This is a genomic window from Micromonospora sp. CNZ309, from assembly GCF_002846525.1.
Genome location: NZ_PJNG01000001.1, coordinates 3,762,587 through 3,780,548, shown reverse-complemented (window position 1 = coordinate 3,780,548; position 17,962 = coordinate 3,762,587). Strand labels below are relative to the sequence as shown.

16 protein-coding genes and 1 tRNA gene are annotated in these 17,962 nt (G+C 74.9%); 10 read left to right on the top strand and 7 right to left on the bottom strand.

The genetic code is table 11. From position 1 onward, the window contains the following. Positions 1 to 249: 249 nt before the first annotated feature. The 3 genes from CLT72_RS15500 to CLT72_RS15490 form a co-directional block, all read right to left on the bottom strand. Complete coding sequence (locus CLT72_RS15500) at positions 250 to 1,065, bottom strand: hypothetical protein (RefSeq protein ID WP_101412460.1); 816 nt, start codon at positions 1,063 to 1,065, stop codon at positions 250 to 252. 239 nt (positions 1,066 to 1,304) lie between these two features. Then, positions 1,305 to 2,798 (bottom strand): tyrosine-type recombinase/integrase, encoded by a 1,494-nt coding sequence (locus CLT72_RS15495; RefSeq protein WP_101412459.1) that lies wholly within the window; start codon positions 2,796 to 2,798, stop codon positions 1,305 to 1,307. Between the two features lie 68 nt (positions 2,799 to 2,866). Beyond that, a tRNA-Arg gene (locus CLT72_RS15490) sits at positions 2,867 to 2,939 on the bottom strand. 165 nt (positions 2,940 to 3,104) lie between these two features. Here CLT72_RS15490 and CLT72_RS15485 point away from each other — a divergent pair. After that, positions 3,105 to 3,803: a hypothetical protein gene (locus CLT72_RS15485; RefSeq protein ID WP_101415189.1), complete on the top strand. Its 699-nt coding sequence runs from the start codon at positions 3,105 to 3,107 to the stop codon at positions 3,801 to 3,803. A 46-nt stretch (positions 3,804 to 3,849) separates the two neighbouring features. On the opposite strand, the gene CLT72_RS15480 is transcribed toward CLT72_RS15485, so the two are convergent. Then, complete coding sequence (locus CLT72_RS15480) at positions 3,850 to 4,887, bottom strand: alpha/beta hydrolase (RefSeq protein ID WP_101412458.1); 1,038 nt, start codon at positions 4,885 to 4,887, stop codon at positions 3,850 to 3,852. 98 nt (positions 4,888 to 4,985) lie between these two features. Continuing rightward, positions 4,986 to 5,402 (bottom strand): HPF/RaiA family ribosome-associated protein, encoded by a 417-nt coding sequence (locus CLT72_RS15475; protein ID WP_101412457.1) that lies wholly within the window; start codon positions 5,400 to 5,402, stop codon positions 4,986 to 4,988. 434 nt (positions 5,403 to 5,836) lie between these two features. Here CLT72_RS15475 and ssb point away from each other — a divergent pair, with 434 nt between their 5' ends. The 3 genes from ssb (at position 5,837) to CLT72_RS15460 (ending at position 9,721) form a co-directional block, all read left to right on the top strand. Continuing rightward, positions 5,837 to 6,697 (top strand): single-stranded DNA-binding protein, encoded by an 861-nt coding sequence (gene ssb, locus CLT72_RS15470; RefSeq protein ID WP_101412456.1) that lies wholly within the window; start codon positions 5,837 to 5,839, stop codon positions 6,695 to 6,697. A 265-nt stretch (positions 6,698 to 6,962) separates the two neighbouring features. After that, the gene (locus CLT72_RS15465) at positions 6,963 to 8,180 is read left to right on the top strand and encodes a cobalamin biosynthesis protein (protein WP_101412455.1); all 1,218 of its coding nucleotides are present in this window, start codon (positions 6,963 to 6,965) and stop codon (positions 8,178 to 8,180) included. Continuing rightward, a complete protein-coding gene (locus CLT72_RS15460; RefSeq protein ID WP_101412454.1) occupies positions 8,177 to 9,721 on the top strand; it encodes a cobyric acid synthase in 1,545 nt (514 codons plus the stop codon). Before CLT72_RS15465 ends, CLT72_RS15460 begins: the two co-directional genes overlap by 4 nt. 283 nt (positions 9,722 to 10,004) lie before the next feature. Here the strand turns inward: CLT72_RS15460 and CLT72_RS15455 are convergent, their stop codons facing one another. Next, a complete protein-coding gene (locus CLT72_RS15455; RefSeq protein ID WP_089003250.1) occupies positions 10,005 to 10,406 on the bottom strand; it encodes a rhodanese-like domain-containing protein in 402 nt (133 codons plus the stop codon). Positions 10,407 to 10,617: 211 nt separating this feature from the next. On the opposite strand from CLT72_RS15455, the gene CLT72_RS15450 reads away from it, so the two are divergent. The 4 genes from CLT72_RS15450 to CLT72_RS15435 all read left to right on the top strand — a co-directional run bounded on the left by CLT72_RS15450 (position 10,618) and on the right by CLT72_RS15435 (position 14,768). Continuing rightward, on the top strand, positions 10,618 to 11,241 hold the full coding sequence (locus tag CLT72_RS15450) for a uridine kinase family protein (RefSeq protein ID WP_101415188.1): 624 nt from the start codon (positions 10,618 to 10,620) through the stop codon (positions 11,239 to 11,241). A gap of 187 nt (positions 11,242 to 11,428) precedes the next feature. After that, positions 11,429 to 12,781 carry a dipeptidase gene (locus CLT72_RS15445; RefSeq protein ID WP_199184767.1) on the top strand — a complete coding sequence of 451 codons (1,353 nt, stop codon included), beginning with the start codon at positions 11,429 to 11,431 and terminating at the stop codon, positions 12,779 to 12,781. A 77-nt stretch (positions 12,782 to 12,858) separates the two neighbouring features. Further along, entirely contained in the window at positions 12,859 to 13,065 is a 207-nt protein-coding gene (locus CLT72_RS15440) for a hypothetical protein (protein WP_101412453.1), read from the top strand. 119 nt (positions 13,066 to 13,184) lie between these two features. Further along, the gene (locus CLT72_RS15435) at positions 13,185 to 14,768 is read left to right on the top strand and encodes an ATP-dependent DNA ligase (protein WP_101415186.1); all 1,584 of its coding nucleotides are present in this window, start codon (positions 13,185 to 13,187) and stop codon (positions 14,766 to 14,768) included. Positions 14,769 to 14,841: 73 nt separating this feature from the next. On the opposite strand, the gene CLT72_RS15430 is transcribed toward CLT72_RS15435, so the two are convergent. Further along, positions 14,842 to 15,669, bottom strand: coding sequence for an SURF1 family cytochrome oxidase biogenesis protein (locus CLT72_RS15430; RefSeq protein ID WP_199184574.1), 828 nt, complete (start codon positions 15,667 to 15,669; stop codon positions 14,842 to 14,844). Between the two features lie 240 nt (positions 15,670 to 15,909). On the opposite strand from CLT72_RS15430, the gene CLT72_RS15425 reads away from it, so the two are divergent. Then, entirely contained in the window at positions 15,910 to 17,307 is a 1,398-nt protein-coding gene (locus tag CLT72_RS15425) for a cobyrinic acid a,c-diamide synthase CobB (RefSeq protein ID WP_101412452.1), read from the top strand. After that, positions 17,304 to 17,873: a GNAT family N-acetyltransferase gene (locus CLT72_RS15420; RefSeq protein ID WP_088998774.1), complete on the top strand. Its 570-nt coding sequence runs from the start codon at positions 17,304 to 17,306 to the stop codon at positions 17,871 to 17,873. Before CLT72_RS15425 ends, CLT72_RS15420 begins: the two co-directional genes overlap by 4 nt. Positions 17,874 to 17,962 lie beyond the last annotated feature (89 nt).

Here is a 17,962-nt window from a genome sequence, read left to right as displayed (position 1 = left end):
ACGAGGGGTGATCTCGCGGACGGGCGATAGAGCTACCACTGGTGGCTGTACAGCCAAGCCCGTCTACCTGACTGGTCTGAGGCAGACCGAGGCCGTACAGCCAAGCCCGCCCACTGACGCCGACGTCTCCCGACAACGACGGACGGGCTGACCAGGAGCGCCATCACCTGACCAGCCATCCGCGATCTTCTTCTAACCCCAAGGCCGCCGGCTTCTCCTCGCGGATTCAGGGCCGCCCCTGCTACGCGCTTAGTGCCAGTCAGTGTGTTGGAACGCCTGTGTCGTCCGGGCATCGAGCAACTCCAGCCGGGAACCCAGTCCTGCGAGCTGATCCATCGAGTGGCCCTTCACTCTGAGCAGGCTATGTAGTCCGGCCAACATGTAGTGAGCGGCTACCGTCGCGATTTGTACCGAATGAACCTGAATAGGCCCGAGGTTTCCCTGTCGCGCCATGGTGACTTCAAGGTATCCGGCGATTACGGACCACAGGGTGCCGTGAGCGAATGCGCTAAGGCGGCTGTAATCTGCCCGTCCTGTATCGGCGCTAACCCGCTCCAAGAGGTCAGTTTTGGAGCCAGGACCCTTAGCGCGAGTTCCTCTGTTCTCTGCCCAGTCGAGAATAAGTTGAGTTCCGCCAGACGTGAGGTCCCGCTTGATTGCCTTTCCTAACTTCGCCTCCTCCTCGTCCGAGATCTTTAGTAGGCCGAGAAGGCGCTGGATCCGTTCCTCGCCGTCTGCGGCGGCATCGCCAAGCCAAGCTGCTGCGGCAGCCGCCTCGGCGGTCGCGCGGGCCAACTCGTTCGCGCTCAGCATGTGAGGTGGGCGTGTGTTCAGGCACCAGGTGAGGGTGATTAGGCGCTCTCCCGCCCCGTAGACCAAGGTCTCGTGCATCTCGTGGGCAAAGGCGAACGGGATGGGAAATATGCCATCGCCCAACTGTTCGTCCCGCGCCACCTCCAACGCCTTCACCGATCCGTCGCTGTGTGGTGTCTGCACCGCGTTGATCGTCGCTTCCGTGATGCTGTTGAGGAGGGCTATGCACTCCTGAACTAGGCGCTCATGCATCGATCAACTATATTCGCCTATCCGCCACGCTGCCCGCCGGCCTGACCGCATGGCAGGAGTCTCGGCCGGGCATCGGAAGGTCGTAAGCCTGCCCCCGTCCTGGTCCGCATCCAGTCCGCAAGAGGTCGACCGACGACGGGGGAGTGGTGCGAGATGTCGAGAGGTGTTTCCGCTGCTGGGCCGCCATGTGTCCAGGTGTACGGGACGGGCAGTTTGATCTGGTAATGCGGGAGTCGCCGTCATAGATGAGGGTCTGCGACGGTCGCTCGGCGACCTCGGATGACGCTTACCAAGCCCTCCGCCGTCAGCAGCGCCACGGCGCGGTGAGCGGTTCCGACCGACACGCCATGCGCCGAAGCCAGCTCGGCAACCGCTGGGAGCTGGTCGCCGGGCCGTAGCCGACCGGCCGTGATCTGCTTGCGCAGGTCGGCGGCGATCGTCTGATAGGGGCTGCGTGCCACACGGCGTTGCGTCGGCGCGGCGGGGCGCGGCGGCATCCGTGCGGCCAGCGTCCCTGCCGCGCGCTGGTCTGACTCCGACAGCCAGGCTGCGTAGACCCTGAGCGTGGTTGTTCCGCCGCCGCCATGACCAAGCCGGCCGGCGACCGTCCGTACGTCGACGCCCGCGTTGATTAGCTCAGTCGCCGAGTAGTGGCGCAGAGCGTGGATGTGGCTGCTGATGCCGAGCCGGGTGGCGAGCCGGCCGTACCGCTGGGTGATGGTGTCGGGCCGGTAGCCGCGGCTGTTGTCCGGTTCGGGGGAGAAGACGTAATCAGTGGCCTCGGGCTCGGCGTCGAGCTGCGCCAGGCGGTCGAGGTACCGGCCGTGCAGCTCGCGCAGCACTTCGATCGTCTCGGCGTCGAGCGCTACCCGCCGTTGCTGGTGCGTCTTGGTGTCCTTCTCGCGCAGCTCGCCGTCTGCGTCCAGGTAGGAGCTACGCCGCAAGGTCAGCACACCGGCGGCCAGGTCGAGATGGTGCCAGCGCAGCGCGCACAGCTCGCCGCGCCGGGCGCCGGTGGTCATCGCGAGCCAGACCAGCGCACCCCAGTCCGGGTCGCGCCACGCTTCGTTGACGATGCGCGCGGCGTCGGCCGGGTTCGGCGGCTGTGGGTCGGGATGCGGCGGTGCGGGAGGCTCGGCCTGGCTGGCGGGGTTGACAGCGATCCAGCGCCACCGGACAGCGCGGCTGAGGGCGCCACTGAGGATCCAGTGGATTTGCCGCACTGACGAGGCGCTGAGCGGCTTGCAGACGTGCGGCCGGCACTTCGCTGTGCAGGTGTGCTCGCCCTCTAGGCGGTGCTTCACGTACGCCTTGCCGCCGCACCAGTCGCGGCAGCGGCGCAGGCTCGCGTAGAACGACTCCAGCGTCTCGGGTTCGAGCCGGCCGACCGGTAGTTTGCCTAGCACCGGCCGTACGTGCTTGTTGAGCTTGTTCACGTAGCCCATGCGGGTGGTGGCCTCGATGTCGGCCACTTCAAGCCACCGGTCTAGGAGTTGGTCGAGTGTGGCGCGGGTGCGCGGGTTGCGTCGCTCGTCCACCTGGGCCAGCAACCGGGTGCGCGCCTTCTCCGCTTCCTTGGCAGCGGTGCGGCCGGCGGGGATGACTTCGGTCAGGTAGTGCCGCTTGCCGCTGATCGGATCCTCGCCCGCATACACCTTCACTCTCAGTGAGCCGCTGGGCAGGGTTGCGATCTCGCCGCGTTGCCGCTTCCGACGTCCGTTCGAGGTTGCCACGCGGCAAAGCTAGCTCGTTCGCACCACGCGCCGCACCACGCGGCATGATCGGCCGAGAGAAAGTCCTGTGCGCCCGGCAGGATTCGAACCTGCGGCCTTGGGATTAGAAGTCCCCTGCTCTATCCGCTGAGCTACGGGCGCGCGCGTGCGTGTCGCGCGAGAAGGGTACCGCCGCCCACCGGGTGACCGGTGGAACGGGTGGTCGCGTTCCACGTCGCGGACCAGGGTCGCACGCGTCCCCGGCGTCGGTCACTCGGGTTCCGCCGTCCGCGCGGCCCGGGGTGCGTCGGCCCGTACCCTCGGCTGGTGCTGCTTGACCCGGACACCGAGAACGACGTCGCCTACGAGCTGTGCCAGCTCCTCGGCCGCGCGATCCTGCCCATCCGCCGGACCGACGCCGGCGCGGCGGACGACCGGGGCGAGGGCACCGCGTTCCTCTTCAGCGGGCGGGGGCGCGAGCACCTGCTGACCGCCGACGCGCTCACCCACGCCGGGGCGGGGGAGATCGGGCTGCGGGCGAGCGTGACCGAGCCGGCCGGGGTGGCCGCCGACGCCGTGGCCCTGCCCGACCTCGCCGACCGGTGGCGGCACCACGGGGATCTCGGCGTCGCCGTCCTGCCCACTGTCGCGCTGCACGAGCACGCCGCCGGGGAGGGCTGGCGGTGGCGTACCCAACAGGTGCCGGACGCGATCGCGGCCGATCGGGACGCGATCGCCCGGATCGGCGCGGAGCCCGGCTCGGCGGTCGTGCTGGCCCACGGCGTCGGCGCGGGCGGCGCCAGGCCGCTGGAGGTGGCGATCGAGCGGGTGGCGCGCGTGGGCGGCGTCGTGCGGCTCATGGCGGAGCTGCCGGCCGGCTACGTCGGCGCGCCGGTGTTCGGCGTGCAGGCCGACGGCGCGGGCGGGCCGGGGCTGCGGTGCCTGGGCCTGGTGCTGCCGGCGCGCGACGGCGGCCACCCGCTGGCCACCTTCGACCGCATCCGGGCGGCCGTCGACGCGTCGTGAGGCCGGCGGCCCGTCGGTGAGGGCGTGATCGGCGGGCGGGCGACGCTCAGCCGCCCTGCGCGGGGGCGTCCGCCGGGTCGGTGTCGTCCGCCGGCTGCCGGCTCGCCGGTGGGCGCTCTCCGGCGCGGGCCGTCGGCCCGGCGTCGAAGAACGCGTCGGCCCAGCGTCCGACCTCCTGGAAGACCTTTTCCCGTACGGCGGTGCCGGAGAGCGTGAGGTCGTGCATCCCGCCGTCGAAGCGCGCCACGGTGACGTGCCGGCCGAGGCGGGGAGCCCAGCGGACCATGTGCTCGACGTCCAGGACGGCGTCGGCGAGCGCGGCCGACTCGTGCCACTTCTTTCCCCTGAACGAGCGGGTCGAGCAGGCGAGCAGCACCGGCACCTGGATGTCCAGGCCGGCGCGGAGCTGCCGCTGGGCGCCGCGGATGGCGTTCAGCCAGCCGGCCCGCACGGGGAACCCGGCGAGCGGCTTCCAGGTCAGGTCGTAGTTCCACTCGCCGTGGTGCTCGGCGTGGATGCTCTCGCTGTAGACCGTGCCCAGCCCGAACGGCAGCACCCGGCGGGGCGCCCGGCGGCCCAGCCGGCTCACGGCGGCGGCGAGGGGGCGGCGGACCAGCCAGGGGGCGTTGATGTCGAAGAAGGGGCTGTTCAGGAAGAGCCCGTCGATGATCCCGGCGTCGCGGCGGGCGTGCGCCCACAGCGGCAGGATCAGCCCGCCGGTGGAGTGACCCATCGCGAGCAGCGTGTCGTGCCCGTCGTCCTCGCGGATGATCCGCGCGGCGGCGTCCAGCTCCGGGAAGTAGTCGCTGAGGTCGCGGCAGAAGTTCGGCGTCTGGTGGGGCCGCAGGCTGCGTCCGTACTTGCGCAGGTCGAGGGCGTAGAAGTCCCATCCCCGCTCGGCGAAGAAGTCGCCGAGGTGGCCCTGGAAGAAGTAGTCGGTGAAGCCGTGCACGTAGAGCACGGCCCGCCCCGTGGGGCGGTCGGCCCGGCGACGGACCAGGGTGGCGACCACCGGCCCCTCGTCGTCGGTGCCCAGGTCGATCGTCTGCCGCTCGTACGGCGGGCCCAGCACGTCCGGTTCCACGACCGCGACGGTACGCCGGCAAGCTACCGGGCGGTAGCCCCGGGCGCCGTCCGGCCCCGCCCGCCCGCACCCGGCGGACGGGGCCTGAGGCGTACGTCTCAGACGGTCTCGGCCTCGGCGCGGGCCGGGTCGGTGTCGGGCTCGACCTCGACGACCGGCGGGGGTACGTCGCGCAGGTGCTTGTTGTGCCGCGGCTCCTGCTTGGTCTTCGCGTCGTTGAGTCGCCGCCGCAGGTCGTCCCGGACGTCGTTGAGCGCGGCGTGCAGGTCCTCCTCGCCGGAGGTGGTGACGATCTTCTGGCGGCCGGCGATCCAGCACTCCAAGGTGACCTTCTGACCCTTGGCCTCCCGATCCTTGACCGACACCTCCAGCTCGGTGGCGTCGGCGTGGAACCCGGCCAGCCGCGAGTCGAGCGTGGCGAACTGCTCCGCGATCCAGTTCCGGTCGCCCTGGGAGAACCCCGCGCCGACCCGCAGGCATTCCGCCACGGTGGCCGGGTTGGCGACGGCGCTCATCGCCGCACCTCGCCCGAGACGGTGGCGGCTGCGGTGCTGGTCATCTTCATGATCGCTGACCTCTCGTTCGTCGTGCTGTCGGCGGTGCGGTTGATCGGCTCCATACCCCGTCCCGCTCCGTCCGGAACGTGACGCCTCACCCCGGGCGCGGGCGCCCGGCCGCCGGCGGTTCTGGCTGCGCTCCCGCCGGACGGCGGGCCTGGTGCTGCGGCCGTCGCCGGCGGGCGGCTCGCCTCCAGATCATCGGACCGATCGCGCGGGCTCCCCAGGGCCGACCGGCCCTAGCACACCGGGACCTTGATCAGGTTCTTGTCCACAGGCGGTCCCGTTGTCCACAGGTCGACGCGCGGTGCTGGCGCGCCCCCGCGTCGAGGGCCCAGGCTCGGCACCGAGTCGACTCGCCGTGGCAAGCCCGATCTCCCCCTGGAGGGACGATGTTCGACACCTACGTCACGATCGTGGGCAACGTGTTGACCGCGCCGGAATGGCGTCGCACCACCCAGAGCAACACCCTGGTGGCCAACTTCAAGGTCGCCTCGACCGCCCGCCGTCTCGACCGCGACAGCGGGCGCTGGGTCGACGGCAACAGCCTGCGCGTCCGGGTCAACTGCTGGCGCAAGCTCGCCGAGGGGGTGGCCGCCTCCGTGATGGTCGGCGACCCGGTGGTGGTCTGTGGCCGGCTCTACACCCGCGACTGGACCGACGACGCCGGCAACCACCGTTCGCTCTACGAGCTGGAGGCTGTCGCCGTCGGCCACGACCTGTCCCGGGGCCGCAGCCGGTTCCAGCGCAACCGGCCGACGATGACGACCAGCACCGTCGAGGACGCCGAGGCCGAGCACCGGGTGCACGGCGAGGCGACCGAGCCGGTGCCGGACGAGGAGGCCCCCGTCCTGCCCGACCGCCGGCCGCTCGACGACGACTTCGATCCCGACTTCGGCGCGTTCCCTGCCGGGCGCGCCCTGCCGGCCGACACCGTCGCCGACAACTCCCTCGACCCCTTCGACGACCCGGTGGACGACCCCCACGGCGAGGAGCCCCACGACCCGCAGCGGGAGGACGACGACCCGACGCCTGGGTCCGGCTCGGTCCCCGAGCCCGGCTCGGCGGGGGACGCAGCGGGTGCCCGGGGTGGTCGGCGCGACGCGACGGCGGGGGAGTCGGGCTCCTCGGGCGCTTCGGGTCTGCCGGGCCCCTCGAATCTGCCAACCGAGGAGGCTGAGGCGGCCGAGGCGGGTGGCTCTCCGGCCGGTCGTGGCCGGCGGGGCCGGGGGCGGGTGCCGCAGCCCGCGTGACCGCCCGCACCCGGGTGACACGACGGGGGCGGGGTGGCGCGGCGGTGCCGTCGTCACCCCGCGTGTCGCCCGCGGTGCTTCGGCGGACGACCGGACCGTCGGGGAGGGGCGGGAGACCGGTGCGGCGCGGCTCGGCGGTTGGGCACCGACGGGCGGTGCGCGGCTCGGCGCGGTTGGGCGCCGACGGGCGGGGTGCGGATGGTCGGGTGTTCGGCCGGGGACGGGTGGGCGCTCGGCTAGGCTGGCCGGCCGGAGGTGGTGGCGGGTGCGACAGGCGACGCCGGTGGCGACCGCGGCGGGACTGGTCGCGGGGTACGCCCTCGACGCGCTCCTCGGCGACCCCCGTCGGTACCACCCCGTGGCCGGCTTCGGCCGCGCCGCCGGGGCCCTGGAACGGCGGATCTACCGTCCGGACCGGCTGGCCGGAACGGCGTTCACCGCGTTGGCCGTCGGCGCGCCGGTGCTGCTCGGGGTGGCCGCGACTGTCGCCACCCGACGCCGGCCGGTGGCCCGGGCCGCGCTGGTCGCCGCCGGCACCTGGACCGTGCTCGGCGGGCGTACGCTGCGGCACGAGGCCACCGTCATGGGCCGTGCGCTGCGCGCGGGCGACCTCCCGGCCGCCCGGCAGCGGCTCGGCCACCTCTGCGGCCGGGACCCGTCCGTGCTCGACGAGCCCGAGCTGGCCCGCGCCACCGTCGAGTCGCTCGCCGAGAACACCTCGGACGCGGTCGTCGCCCCGCTGCTGTGGGGCGCCGTCGCGGGGCTGCCCGGCCTGCTCGGCTACCGCGCGGCGAACACGCTCGACGCGATGGTGGGCCACCGCTCGCCCCGGTACGCCCGGTTCGGCACCCCCGCCGCCCGCCTCGACGACCTGCTCAACCTGGTGCCCGCGCGGCTGACGGGCCTGCTCACCATCGCGGTCGCGCCCACCGCGCACGGCGACCGGGAACGCGCGCTGCACGTGTGGCGCCGGGACCGCAACGACCATCCCAGCCCGAACGCCGGGCAGTGCGAGGCGGCGATGGCCGGCGCCCTCGGCGTACGGCTGGGCGGGCGCAACGTCTACTTCGGCCGTTCCGAGGTGCGCCCGTTCCTCGGCGACGGGCCCCGGCCCGAGGCGCGGCACCTCAAGCGGGCCGCCCGGATCTCCGGCGCGGTCGGGCTGGCGGCGCTCGGGCTGGCCGCCGCCTACCCGCTCACGCTCGGGCGGCTGGCGGGTGCCCTCGGCCGCCAAGCCCTGCACCGCAACGTCTCCGGCCGCGTCGTCCCGGGGCGGGCCGTCGTTGCGGACCGCGTCGTCGCCGGCCGCGTCGTCCTCGGGCGGGCCGTCGCCGGCCCCGTCGTCCTCGGGCGGGCCGTCGCCGGCCCCGTCGTCCTCGGGCGGGCCGTCGCCGGGGCGCCCGCCGACGGCCGCACCATCCTCGGGCGGGGCGGCGTCGGCGGGGGCGGCGCGGGTACGGCCGGGCTCGGGAGCCACCGGTGAGCGGCGGCCTGCTGGTCGCCGGCACCACCTCCGACGCGGGCAAGAGCGTGCTCACCGCCGGCATCTGCCGCTGGCTGCACCGCCGGGGCGTGAAGGTGGCGCCGTTCAAGGCGCAGAACATGTCCAACAACTCGGCCGTCGTCGTCGGCCCGGACGGCCGGGGCGGCGAGATCGGGCGGGCCCAGGCGATGCAGGCCGCCGCCTGCGGCCTCGCCCCCGACCTGCGGTTCAACCCGGTGCTGCTCAAGCCCGGCAGCGATCTGGCCAGTCAGGTGGTGCTGCTCGGCGAGGCGGTCGACACGGTCACCGCCGGCAACTTCCGCGAGCTGCGACCCCGGCTCGCCGAGACGGCGTACGCGGCGCTCGCCGAGTTGCGGGCCGCGTACGACGTGGTGATCTGTGAGGGGGCCGGCAGCCCGGCGGAGATCAACCTGCGGGCCGGCGACTACGTCAACATGGGCCTGGCCCGGCACGCCAACCTGCCCACGATCGTGGTCGGCGACATCGACCGGGGCGGGGTCTTCGCCTCGATGTTCGGCACCCTCGCCCTGCTGGACCCGGCCGACCAGGCGCTGATCGCCGGCTTTGTGATCAACAAGTTCCGGGGCGACCTCGGGCTCCTCCGGCCGGGGCTGGACATGCTGCGCCAGGTCACCGGTCGCCCCACGTACGGGGTGCTGCCCTGGGCGCTCGACCTCTGGCTCGACGCGGAGGACTCGCTCGCGTACGGCCGGGTGCTCGGCCGACCGGCCGCCCCGCGCGGCACCGACTGGCTGGACGTGGCCGTGGTCCGGCTGCCTCGGATCAGCAACGCCACCGACGTCGAGGCGCTCGCCACCGAGCCGGGCGTACGGGTCCGGTTGACCGTCGAGCCCGCCGAACTGGCCGCCGCCGACCTGGTCGTACTGCCCGGTTCGAAGTCGACCGTGGCCGACCTGGCCTGGCTGCGGCAGACCGGCCTGGCCGACGCCGTACTGGCGCACGCGGCGGCGGGCAGGCCGCTGCTCGGCATCTGCGGCGGCTTCCAGATGCTGGCCCGGGAGATCCACGACCCCGTGGAGAGCCGGCAGGGGAGCGTACCGGGGCTGGGCCTGCTGCCGATCGAGGTCACCTTCGATCCGCGCAAGACCGTCCGCCAGTCGACCGGCACCGCCGGCGGCGACGTCCTCGTCCGCGGCTACGAGATCCACCACGGGTACGTCTCCCACGCCGACCCGGCGCTGACCCCGCTACTGACCTGCGCGGACGGCAGCGGCGAGGGGGCGGTGCTGGGCGCCGTGCACGGCACCCACTGGCACGGTGCCTTCGAGTCCGACGGGTTCCGCCGCCGCTTCCTGACCGAGGTGGCCCGACTCGCCGGCCGGACCGGCTTCACGGTGGCCCCCGACACGACCTTCGCCGCCGTCCGCGAGCGTTCCCTGGACCTGCTCGGCGACCTGGTGGAGGAGCACCTCGACACCGACGCCCTCTGGCGCCTCGTCGAGTCCGGCCCGCCCGCCACCCTCCCCTTCATCCCACCCGGAGCCCCAGGAACCCCCTGACCCACCCCACCCCACCGCCCCACCCGAATCCCGCGCGCACCCGCGCCCCGCGCGCACCCGCGCCCCGCGCGCACCCGCGCCCCGCGCGCACCCGCGCCCCGCGCGCACCCGCGCCCCGCGCGCACCCGCGCCCCGCGTCTCGCCGGAGTGATCAAGAGGTTTGCGTCCTGTGGAACCCCGGATCAGCGCGCAAATCTCTTGATCATTGGCTGCGGGCTGCGGGCTGCGGGCTGCGGGGGCACGCGGGGCGCGCGGTGTGGGGTGAGGGGGCGGGACGGTGGGCTCAGGGGCGGATGTCGGCGGGGCGGTCGGACATGGGCAGTCCCGCCTCGCGCCACGCCTGTACGCCGCCGATCATGTCGGTCGCGCGGTGCAGCCCGAGCGCCCGCAGGCTCGCCACGGCGAGGCTGGAGCTGTAGCCCTGGCGGCACACCACCACGATGCGCTGGTCGTACCCGGTGGCCTCGGGTATCCGCCAGGCGCTGGCCGGATCGAGCCGCCACTCCAGCACCGTCCGGTCGATCACGATGGCGCCGGGGAGGTCGCCCTGCTCCCGCCGCTGTGCGTCGGTGCGGGTGTCGACCAGCAACGCGCCGGTACGGACCGCCTCGACGGTCTGGTGCGGGGTCAGCCGGCGTACCCCGGCGCGGGCCTGTTCCAGGAGGGCGTCGACGCCCGGACTCATCACGCTGTGGGACACCAGCAGATCATCCCGCCCCGTTCCGGGCTCCGCCCGAGGAATGGCCCCGGCCCAGCCGACGACCGCTCGTTCGGGCGACCCCCGATCGGAGCGCCTGGCGGACACGCAGGGCGCCCACGCAGCGGACCGACGGCTGCGCCGACGCGCTTCCGACCCGCGCGGTGGTCGGGCGTCCGGGCTGGTTACCGTCGGCCACGTGGCGGTGGCGGTGATCGAGGCGTACGACCGGCTGGCCCGGCGGGTGCTCGCCGGGCCGGCGCGGTTGGGACGGACCCGGCTGGTGGCGGTGGACGGGCCGAGCGGCGCGGGCAAGAGCGCGTTCGCGGCGCGGCTCGCGGACGCCCTCGCCGCCCTACCCGGCGGTGGTCCGGTGCCGGTGGTGCACACCGACGACCTGCTGGACGGCTGGGACGACCAGCTCACCTTCTGGCCCCGGCTGGAGGAGTGGGTGCTCGGGCCGCTGCGCGCCGGGCGGCCGGGGGCGTACCGCCGGTACAGCTGGGTGCGCCGGACCTTCCTGCCGCGCCCGGTGCCGGTACCGGTCGCGTCCGTGCTCCTCGTCGAGGGCGTGAGCGCGGCGCGGGCGGCGGTCGCCGCGGACCTCACCCTGGCCGTCTTCGTCACCGCCCCGGCGCCGCTGCGGCTGGCCCGGGCGCTGGAGCGCGACGGCCGGGCGATCCTGCCGGAGTTGCGCCGCTGGCACCTCGGGGAGCGGGCGCACTTCGCCGCCGACGGCACCGAGGCGCGCGCGGACCTGGTGGTCGACGGCGCCCCGGGCCTGCCGCACGACGCCGCCCGCTACTACGTCCGCCGCCGCTGAGGCCCTCGGCTGCGGCGGGTGGCCACGGGCGCCGCGATCCGACGGGAGCGAGGTCGCCGTGCGCCGTCTGCCGCCCGGGAGCCAGGTCGCCGCGTCGGCGGGCGGCCTGGGGCGAGGCCGTCGCGGCGGGCTCGGGCGGTGCGGTCGGTAAGGCCGGCATACGATGCCGGTCATGACCACACCGATCATGTCCGAGTCCGAGGTCCGGGCCGCCGTCGAGCGGGAGATGCCCGGCGTCCGCGCCGACCTGGAACGCCTCGTCCGCATTCCCGGCATCGCGTTCGAGGGCTTCGACCACTCGCACGTGGAGCGCTCCGCCGAGGCGGTTGCCGAACTGCTGCGCGGCTGCGGTCTCGACGTCGAGATCGTGCGCTCCGGTGGCCAGCCGGCGGTCATCGGGAGGAAGGCGGCCCCGCCCGGGGCGCCGACGGTGCTGCTCTACGCCCACCACGACGTGCAGCCGGTCGGCGACCTGACGCTGTGGGAGTCGGACCCGTTCGAGCCGGTGGAGCGCGACGGGCGGCTCTACGGCCGGGGCGCCGCCGACGACAAGGCCGGCATCATGGCGCACGTGGCGGCGCTGCGCGCGTACGGTGACGCGCTGCCGGTCGGCGTGGTGCTCTTCATCGAGGGCGAGGAGGAGTACGGCTCCGACTCGCTGGAGCGGCTGCTCGCCGAGCACCGCGACGAGATCGCCTCGGACGTCATCGTCATCGCCGACTCCGCCAACTGGGACATCGGCGTACCCGCGCTGACCACCTCCCTGCGCGGCATCGTCAACTGCTTCGTGGAGGTGCGCACCCTCGACCACGCCGTGCACAGCGGCATGTACGGCGGCGCCGTGCCGGACGCGTTGACCGCCCTGGCGCGGCTGCTGGCGACCCTGCACACCGACGCCGGCGACGTGGCGGTCGACGGGCTGGCGGCCCGGGAGGGCGCGAGCGTCGACTACCCCGAGGACCGCTTCCGCGCCGAGGCCGGGCTGGCCGAGGGCGTGAGCCTCCTCGGCACCGGGCGGATCACCGACCGGCTCTGGACCAAGCCCGCGCTGGCGGTGCTCGGCGTCGACGCCCCGGCCACCGGGGAGGCGCCGAACGCGCTGGTGCCGGCCGCCAAGGCCAAGCTGAGCGTACGGCTGGCGCCGGGCGACGACCCGAAGCGGGCGTACGCGGCCCTGCGCGCCCACCTGGAGAAGCACGCCCCCTGGGGTGCCCAGGTGACGCTCACCTTCGAACACGACGGCGACCCGTGCGTCATCGACGCGTCCGGGCCGATGTTCGACGCGGCCCGCTCGGCGTTCCGGACCGCCTGGGACGGCACCGCCCCGGTGGACCTCGGCATCGGCGGCTCGATCCCGTTCATCGCCACCTTCCAGGAGATGTTCCCCCGCGCGGCGATCCTGGTGACCGGCGTGGAGGACCCGCACGCCCGGGCGCACGGCCCGAACGAGAGCCTGCACCTCGGGGAGTTCGCCCGGGTCTGCCTGGCCGAGGCCCTGCTGCTCAGGAACGTGGCCGAGGCGGGCGTCGACGGGCGGTAGGTGTCGGAACCGTAACTTCCGGGTCGATGTGGGAGTTTGCGGTGTGTCGCCCGTGGGCTTGTTATAGCCTCTCGAACATGCGTACGAACGAGGTGATGGGCCGGCTCGAGGCCGCCGTCAGCGCACTGGGGGACGTCGACGTCTCCGCGTGGCCCGAGGACACGCTCAAGGAACAGCTCGGTGACCTGTCGGCGGCGCTGGTCGCGCTCGACACGGTGCTCTCCCGGGTCGCCGAGGAGATCCGCGCCCGCGGCCTGCGCATCGAGGAGCCCGTCTCGGCCTGACCCGCCCGCTGCGTGACGGGCCGAAGTTCTCGGCGCGTCGCTGGCGGCGGGGCAGGCCGGTGGGGCCCGGGCACGGCAATGCCGGGGTCGTGTCGGGGGTGGCTGGCAGGATGGAGCCCGTGCGGTTCCTCGACCTGGCAGCCACCTCCGCCGCAGTCGGCGCCACCCGGGCCCGGCGGGCCAAGGTGGAGCTGCTCGCCGCCGCGCTGCGGGCGCTCGACCCGCCCGAGGTGCCGGCGGGCGCCGGCTGGCTGGCCGGTGAGCTGCGCCAACGGCAGACCGGGGTGGGCTGGGCGAGCCTGCGTGACCTGCCGCCGCCGGCCGCCGAGCCGACCCTGACCGTGGCCGCCGTCGACGCGGCCATCGACGAGATCGCGTCCGTGCACGGGCCGGGCTCCCAGGCCCGCCGCCGGGAACTGCTCGGCGCGCTCTTCGCCGCCGCCACCGCCGAGGAACAGCGGCTGCTCACCGGGCTGTTCAGCGGCGAGCTGCGCCAGGGCGCGCAGGCGGGGCTGCTCGCCGACGCGGTGGCCCGGGCCGCCGAGGTGCCGGTCGCCGCCGTACGCCGGGCGCTGCTGCTCGCCGGCGACCTGCGCGCGGTCGCGGTCGCCGCGCTCGACGGGGGCGCGGCGGCGCTGGCCGCCTTCGGCCTCCAGGTCGGCCGCCCGCTCGCGCCGATGCTGGCGCAGAGCGCGCCCTCGGTCGACGAGGCGCTCACGGCCACCGGCACCCCCGCCGTGGTCGACGTCAAGCTCGACGGCATCCGGATCCAGGTCCACCGCTCGGGCGACGACATCGCCGTGTTCACCCGCAGCCTGGACGACATCACCGCCCGCGTGCCGGAGGTGGTCGCCGCCGTGCGGGCGCTGCCCGCCCGCGAGCTGGTGCTCGACGGGGAGGCGATCGGGCTCGACCAGACGGGCCGGCCGCTGCCCTTCCAGCAGACGTCGAGCCGGGCGGCGCGGCGCACCACGTCGGGCGGCACCGGCCGCGCCCCGGTCGCCCCGGCCGTGCGCGCCGCCGCCGAGACCACCGGCGGGACGGTGCTGACGCCCTACTTCTTCGACCTGCTGCACCTCGGCGGCGACGACCTCGTCGACCGGCCGGGCCGGGAGCGCTGGGCCGCGCTCGACGTCGCCGTCGACGCCTCGCTGCTGGTCGGCCGGGTGGAGGTCGACGGCCCCGGGCCGGCCGGCGAAGCGTTCGCCGCCGCCGTCGACGCCGGCCAGGAGGGGGTCGTCGTGAAGGCGCCCGACGCCCCCTACGACGCCGGCCGGCGCGGCGCGGCCTGGGTGAAGGTGAAGCCCCGGCACACCCTCGACCTGGTGGTGCTGGCGGTGGAGTGGGGCAGCGGGCGGCGTCAGGGCTGGCTGTCCAACCTGCATCTCGGCGCCCGCGACCCGCGCACCGGCGACTTCGTCATGCTCGGCAAGACGTTCAAGGGCCTCACCGACGAGCTGCTGCGCTGGCAGACCGAGCGCTTCCTCGGCCTCGCCGTCGAGCGCGGCGACTGGGTGGTGCGGGTCCGCCCCGAGCAGGTGGTCGAGATCGCCTTCGACGGGGTGCAGACCAGCACCCGCTACCCGGGCGGGATGGCGCTGCGCTTCGCCCGGGTGCTGCGCTACCGCGACGACAAGACGGCGGCGGAGGCCGACACCATCGACGCCGTACGCGCCATCCACGCCGGCCGCGTCACCGGCTGAGCCGGCGGGCCGCCCGGCATCCGCCCCGGGTGGTGCGGCGTCGTGGGGCCGGCCGGGTCCCGTGGGGGACCGGTCAGGCGGCGCCCTGCGGCGCGGGCTCGGCGGCCCGGTCGACGGGCCGCTTCGGCTCCACGCCCGCCAGCCGGCGGGCCTCCCGGCGGGCCACCCAGCCGTAGCCGAAGAGGGTCATCGCGGCGAAGATCCACCACTGCACGACGTAGCCGAAGTTCTGCCAGTTGTTGGTGTATCCGACCGGCACGTCCTTGAAGACCGGTTCGGCCGCCGGGGACTGCTCGTCGAGCAGCAGGTATGCCCCGTGCACCGGGTAGGGCAGTTCGCGGGCGAGCCGGGGCACGCCGACGCGCCGGGTCTCCAGCTTGCCGTCGCGCCGGGTGACGGCGACCGAGCCGCTCTCGCTCAGGTGCACCCGCCCCGTCACGGTCACCTCGCCGGACGGCAGGGCCGGCACGTCCGGCTGGACGGTCGCGTCGCCGCCCCGGGCCGGCGGGATCCAGCCCCGGTCCACCAGCACGGCGGTGCCGTCGGCCAGCACCAGCGGCGTGACCACCTCGAAGCCGACGGTGCGATCCACCGAGCGACCCCGGACCAGGACCACGTTCGCCGGGTCGTAGCGACCGGTCACGGTGACTTTGGTCCACGCCTTCTCCGCGGCGGGGGCGGGGCCGGCAGTGCCGCTGCCGCCGGTCGGGGCGGGCAGCACGTCGCGCAGCGGCACCGGGTCCATCCGCAGGCCGGCGTCGATCCGTTCGTTGATCTCCGTGCGGCCTTGGTAGCGGTCCAGCTGCCAGTTGCCGAGCAGCACCATCACGGCGGCGGCGACCAGGGTCAGCACGAGAATGCCCAGCCAGCGAGGCGTCAGCAGGAACCGGTACACGCACACGAGGCTACCCCTGTGACCGGAGGCACTCGCCGCGACAGCCCCCGCCGGGCCGGACCTCGACGCCCGAACCCGCCAGGCGCCGCCGCGACACCGCAGACGGGCTCCGCCCGGCGGCGGCGCGACACCGCCGGCACGCCCGTTCGGCGGCGACCACCCGACGGTCGGTTGGGCTATCGTCACGCGGGCGGACCGCGCCGTCGGCCCTTCGCAGGTCCCCCGCCGCCCCGCAGGGAGTCGATGATGACCGTCGTGCCGCGCCTGGTGCTCAGCGCACCGTCCTCCGGCCACGGCAAGAACGCGTTGGCGATCGGGTTGCTCGCCGCCTTCGCCGACCGGGGCGTCGACGTCGCCGGATTCAAGGTCGGCCCCGACCGCGTCGACGCCGCGTACCTCGGGCTGGCCGCCGGTCGCCCCGGGCGGACCCTCGACCCCCGGCTGGTCGGCGCCGACCGGATCGTCCCGCTCGTCGGCCACGGCGCGGCCGGCGCCGGGCTCGCCGTGGTGCAGGGCAGCATGGGCCTGTACGACAGTCTCGCCGGCCGCCCGGAGCGCGAGTCGACCGCCGCCGTGGCCGTCGCGCTGCGCAGCCCGGTCGTGCTGGTGGTCGACGTCGCCGCGACCGGGCAGTCGGTGGCCGCCCTGGTGCACGGCTTCCGGTCGTACGACGAGCAGCTCTGGCTAGGCGGGGTGATCCTCAACCGGGTGGCCTCCTCCCGGCACGAGGAGCTGCTGCGCGAGGCGCTCGACGACATCGGCGTACCGGTCTACGGCGCGCTGCGCCGCCAGGACCTGCCGTCCGTGCTACCCGCCCGCCGCTACGGGGCGGTGCCCGCGCTCGCCCGCACCGACGAGGCCACCCGGGCGGTCCGCCGGCTCGGCGAGGCGGTCGCCGCCACCGTCGAGCTGGACCGGCTACTGGGCCTGGCCCGCTCCGCCCCGCCGCTGCCCGCGCCACCCTGGACGCCGGAGGCCGGGCGCGAGGGTGCCGGGCCGGCGCCGTCCGGGCCACGCCCCGTCGTCGCGGTCGCCGGGACGCCGGGCGGCAGCTACAGCCATCCCGAGACCGTCGAGCTGCTGCGGGCGGCCGGCGCCGAGGTGGTGACGGTCGACCCGCTGCACGACGAGGCGCTGCCCGCCGGCACCGGCGCGCTGGTCGTCGGCGGCGGGCTACCCGAGTCGTACGCCGGGCAGCTCTCCGCCAACCGTCGGCTCTGCATCGCGGTCGCCGAGCTGGCCCGCACCGGGCGGCCCGTCGTCGCCGAGGGGGCCGGCCTGCTCTGGCTCGCCCGGGAGTTGGACGGGCTGCCCATGTGCGGCGTGCTCGACGCGGTGGGCACCCGCCGTGACGGCCTGGTGGTGGGCTACCGGGAGGCGACCGCGCTGACGGACAGCCTCGTGGGCCCGGCGGGCACGGTGGTGACCGGGCACAAGGAGCACAGCGGGGTGCTCACCCCGCGCGCCGGGGCGCGGCCGGCGTGGAGCTGGGACGGCGGGGCGCCCGAGGGCTTCGTCTGGCGGGGCGTGCACGCCTCGCAGCTCACCCTGCACTGGGCGGCGTACCCGCGGCTGGCGGCCCGGCTCGTGGACGCGGCGGCGGCCGAGCCCGTGGCCGCCCGGCCCGACGGGGTGCCCGCGTGATCGGTCAGGTGGCCGTGCGGCGCTTCCCGGCGCTGACGGTCTCCACGCCCCGCACCGAGGTACGCGCGCTGACCGCCGCCGACGCGGCGGCGGCCGACGAGGTCTTCGGCGACCGGCAGACCCAGCGGTGGCTGCCGCTGGCCGACACCTCGGGCCAGATCGACGGGCTGGCCTGGTGCACCGACCTGGCCCGGCAACGACGCGACAGCGGCGACGGCGACCACTACGCGGTGGTACGCCGGGAGGACGACCGGGTGGTGGGCTGCCTGTGGACGCGGCGCACCGACTGGGGCGCCCGGTGCACGGAGGTCTCCTACGCGATGGCGGCGCACGCCCGGGGTTTCGGCCTGGCGGTCGAGGCGGTCGACGCGCTCGCCATCGCGCTGATCCTCGAACACGGCTTCCAGCGCGTCGAGCTGCGGGTCGCCCCCGGCAACCTGGCCTCCCGCCGGGTCGCCGAGAAGGGCGGCTTCAGCTACGAGGGCCTGCTCCGCAACGCCGGCTTCGTCCGGGGTGGCCGGGTCGACCTGGAGGTCTGGTCCCTCGTCTCCGCCGACCTCCGCTGACGCGCCCCGGCCTGCCCCGCCGACACGGGCGCCCCGGCCTGCCCGGCCGATACGGGCGCCCCGGCCTGCCCCGCCGACACGGGCGCCCC

Excerpts from the sequence above, each read along its gene's own strand:
- ssb (WP_101412456.1), top strand. The coding sequence starts at position 5,837 with ATGTTCGACACCTACGTCACGATCGTGGGCAACGTGTTGACCGCGCCG.
- CLT72_RS15445 (WP_199184767.1), top strand. The coding sequence starts at position 11,429 with ATGTCCGAGTCCGAGGTCCGGGCCGCCGTCGAGCGGGAGATGCCCGGC.
- CLT72_RS15440 (WP_101412453.1), top strand. The coding sequence starts at position 12,859 with ATGCGTACGAACGAGGTGATGGGCCGGCTCGAGGCCGCCGTCAGCGCA.
- CLT72_RS15455 (WP_089003250.1), bottom strand. The coding sequence starts at position 10,406 with ATGAGTCCGGGCGTCGACGCCCTCCTGGAACAGGCCCGCGCCGGGGTA.
- CLT72_RS15425 (WP_101412452.1), top strand. The coding sequence starts at position 15,910 with ATGACCGTCGTGCCGCGCCTGGTGCTCAGCGCACCGTCCTCCGGCCAC.
- CLT72_RS15500 (WP_101412460.1), bottom strand. The coding sequence starts at position 1,065 with ATGCATGAGCGCCTAGTTCAGGAGTGCATAGCCCTCCTCAACAGCATC.
- CLT72_RS15475 (WP_101412457.1), bottom strand. The coding sequence starts at position 5,402 with ATGAGCGCCGTCGCCAACCCGGCCACCGTGGCGGAATGCCTGCGGGTC.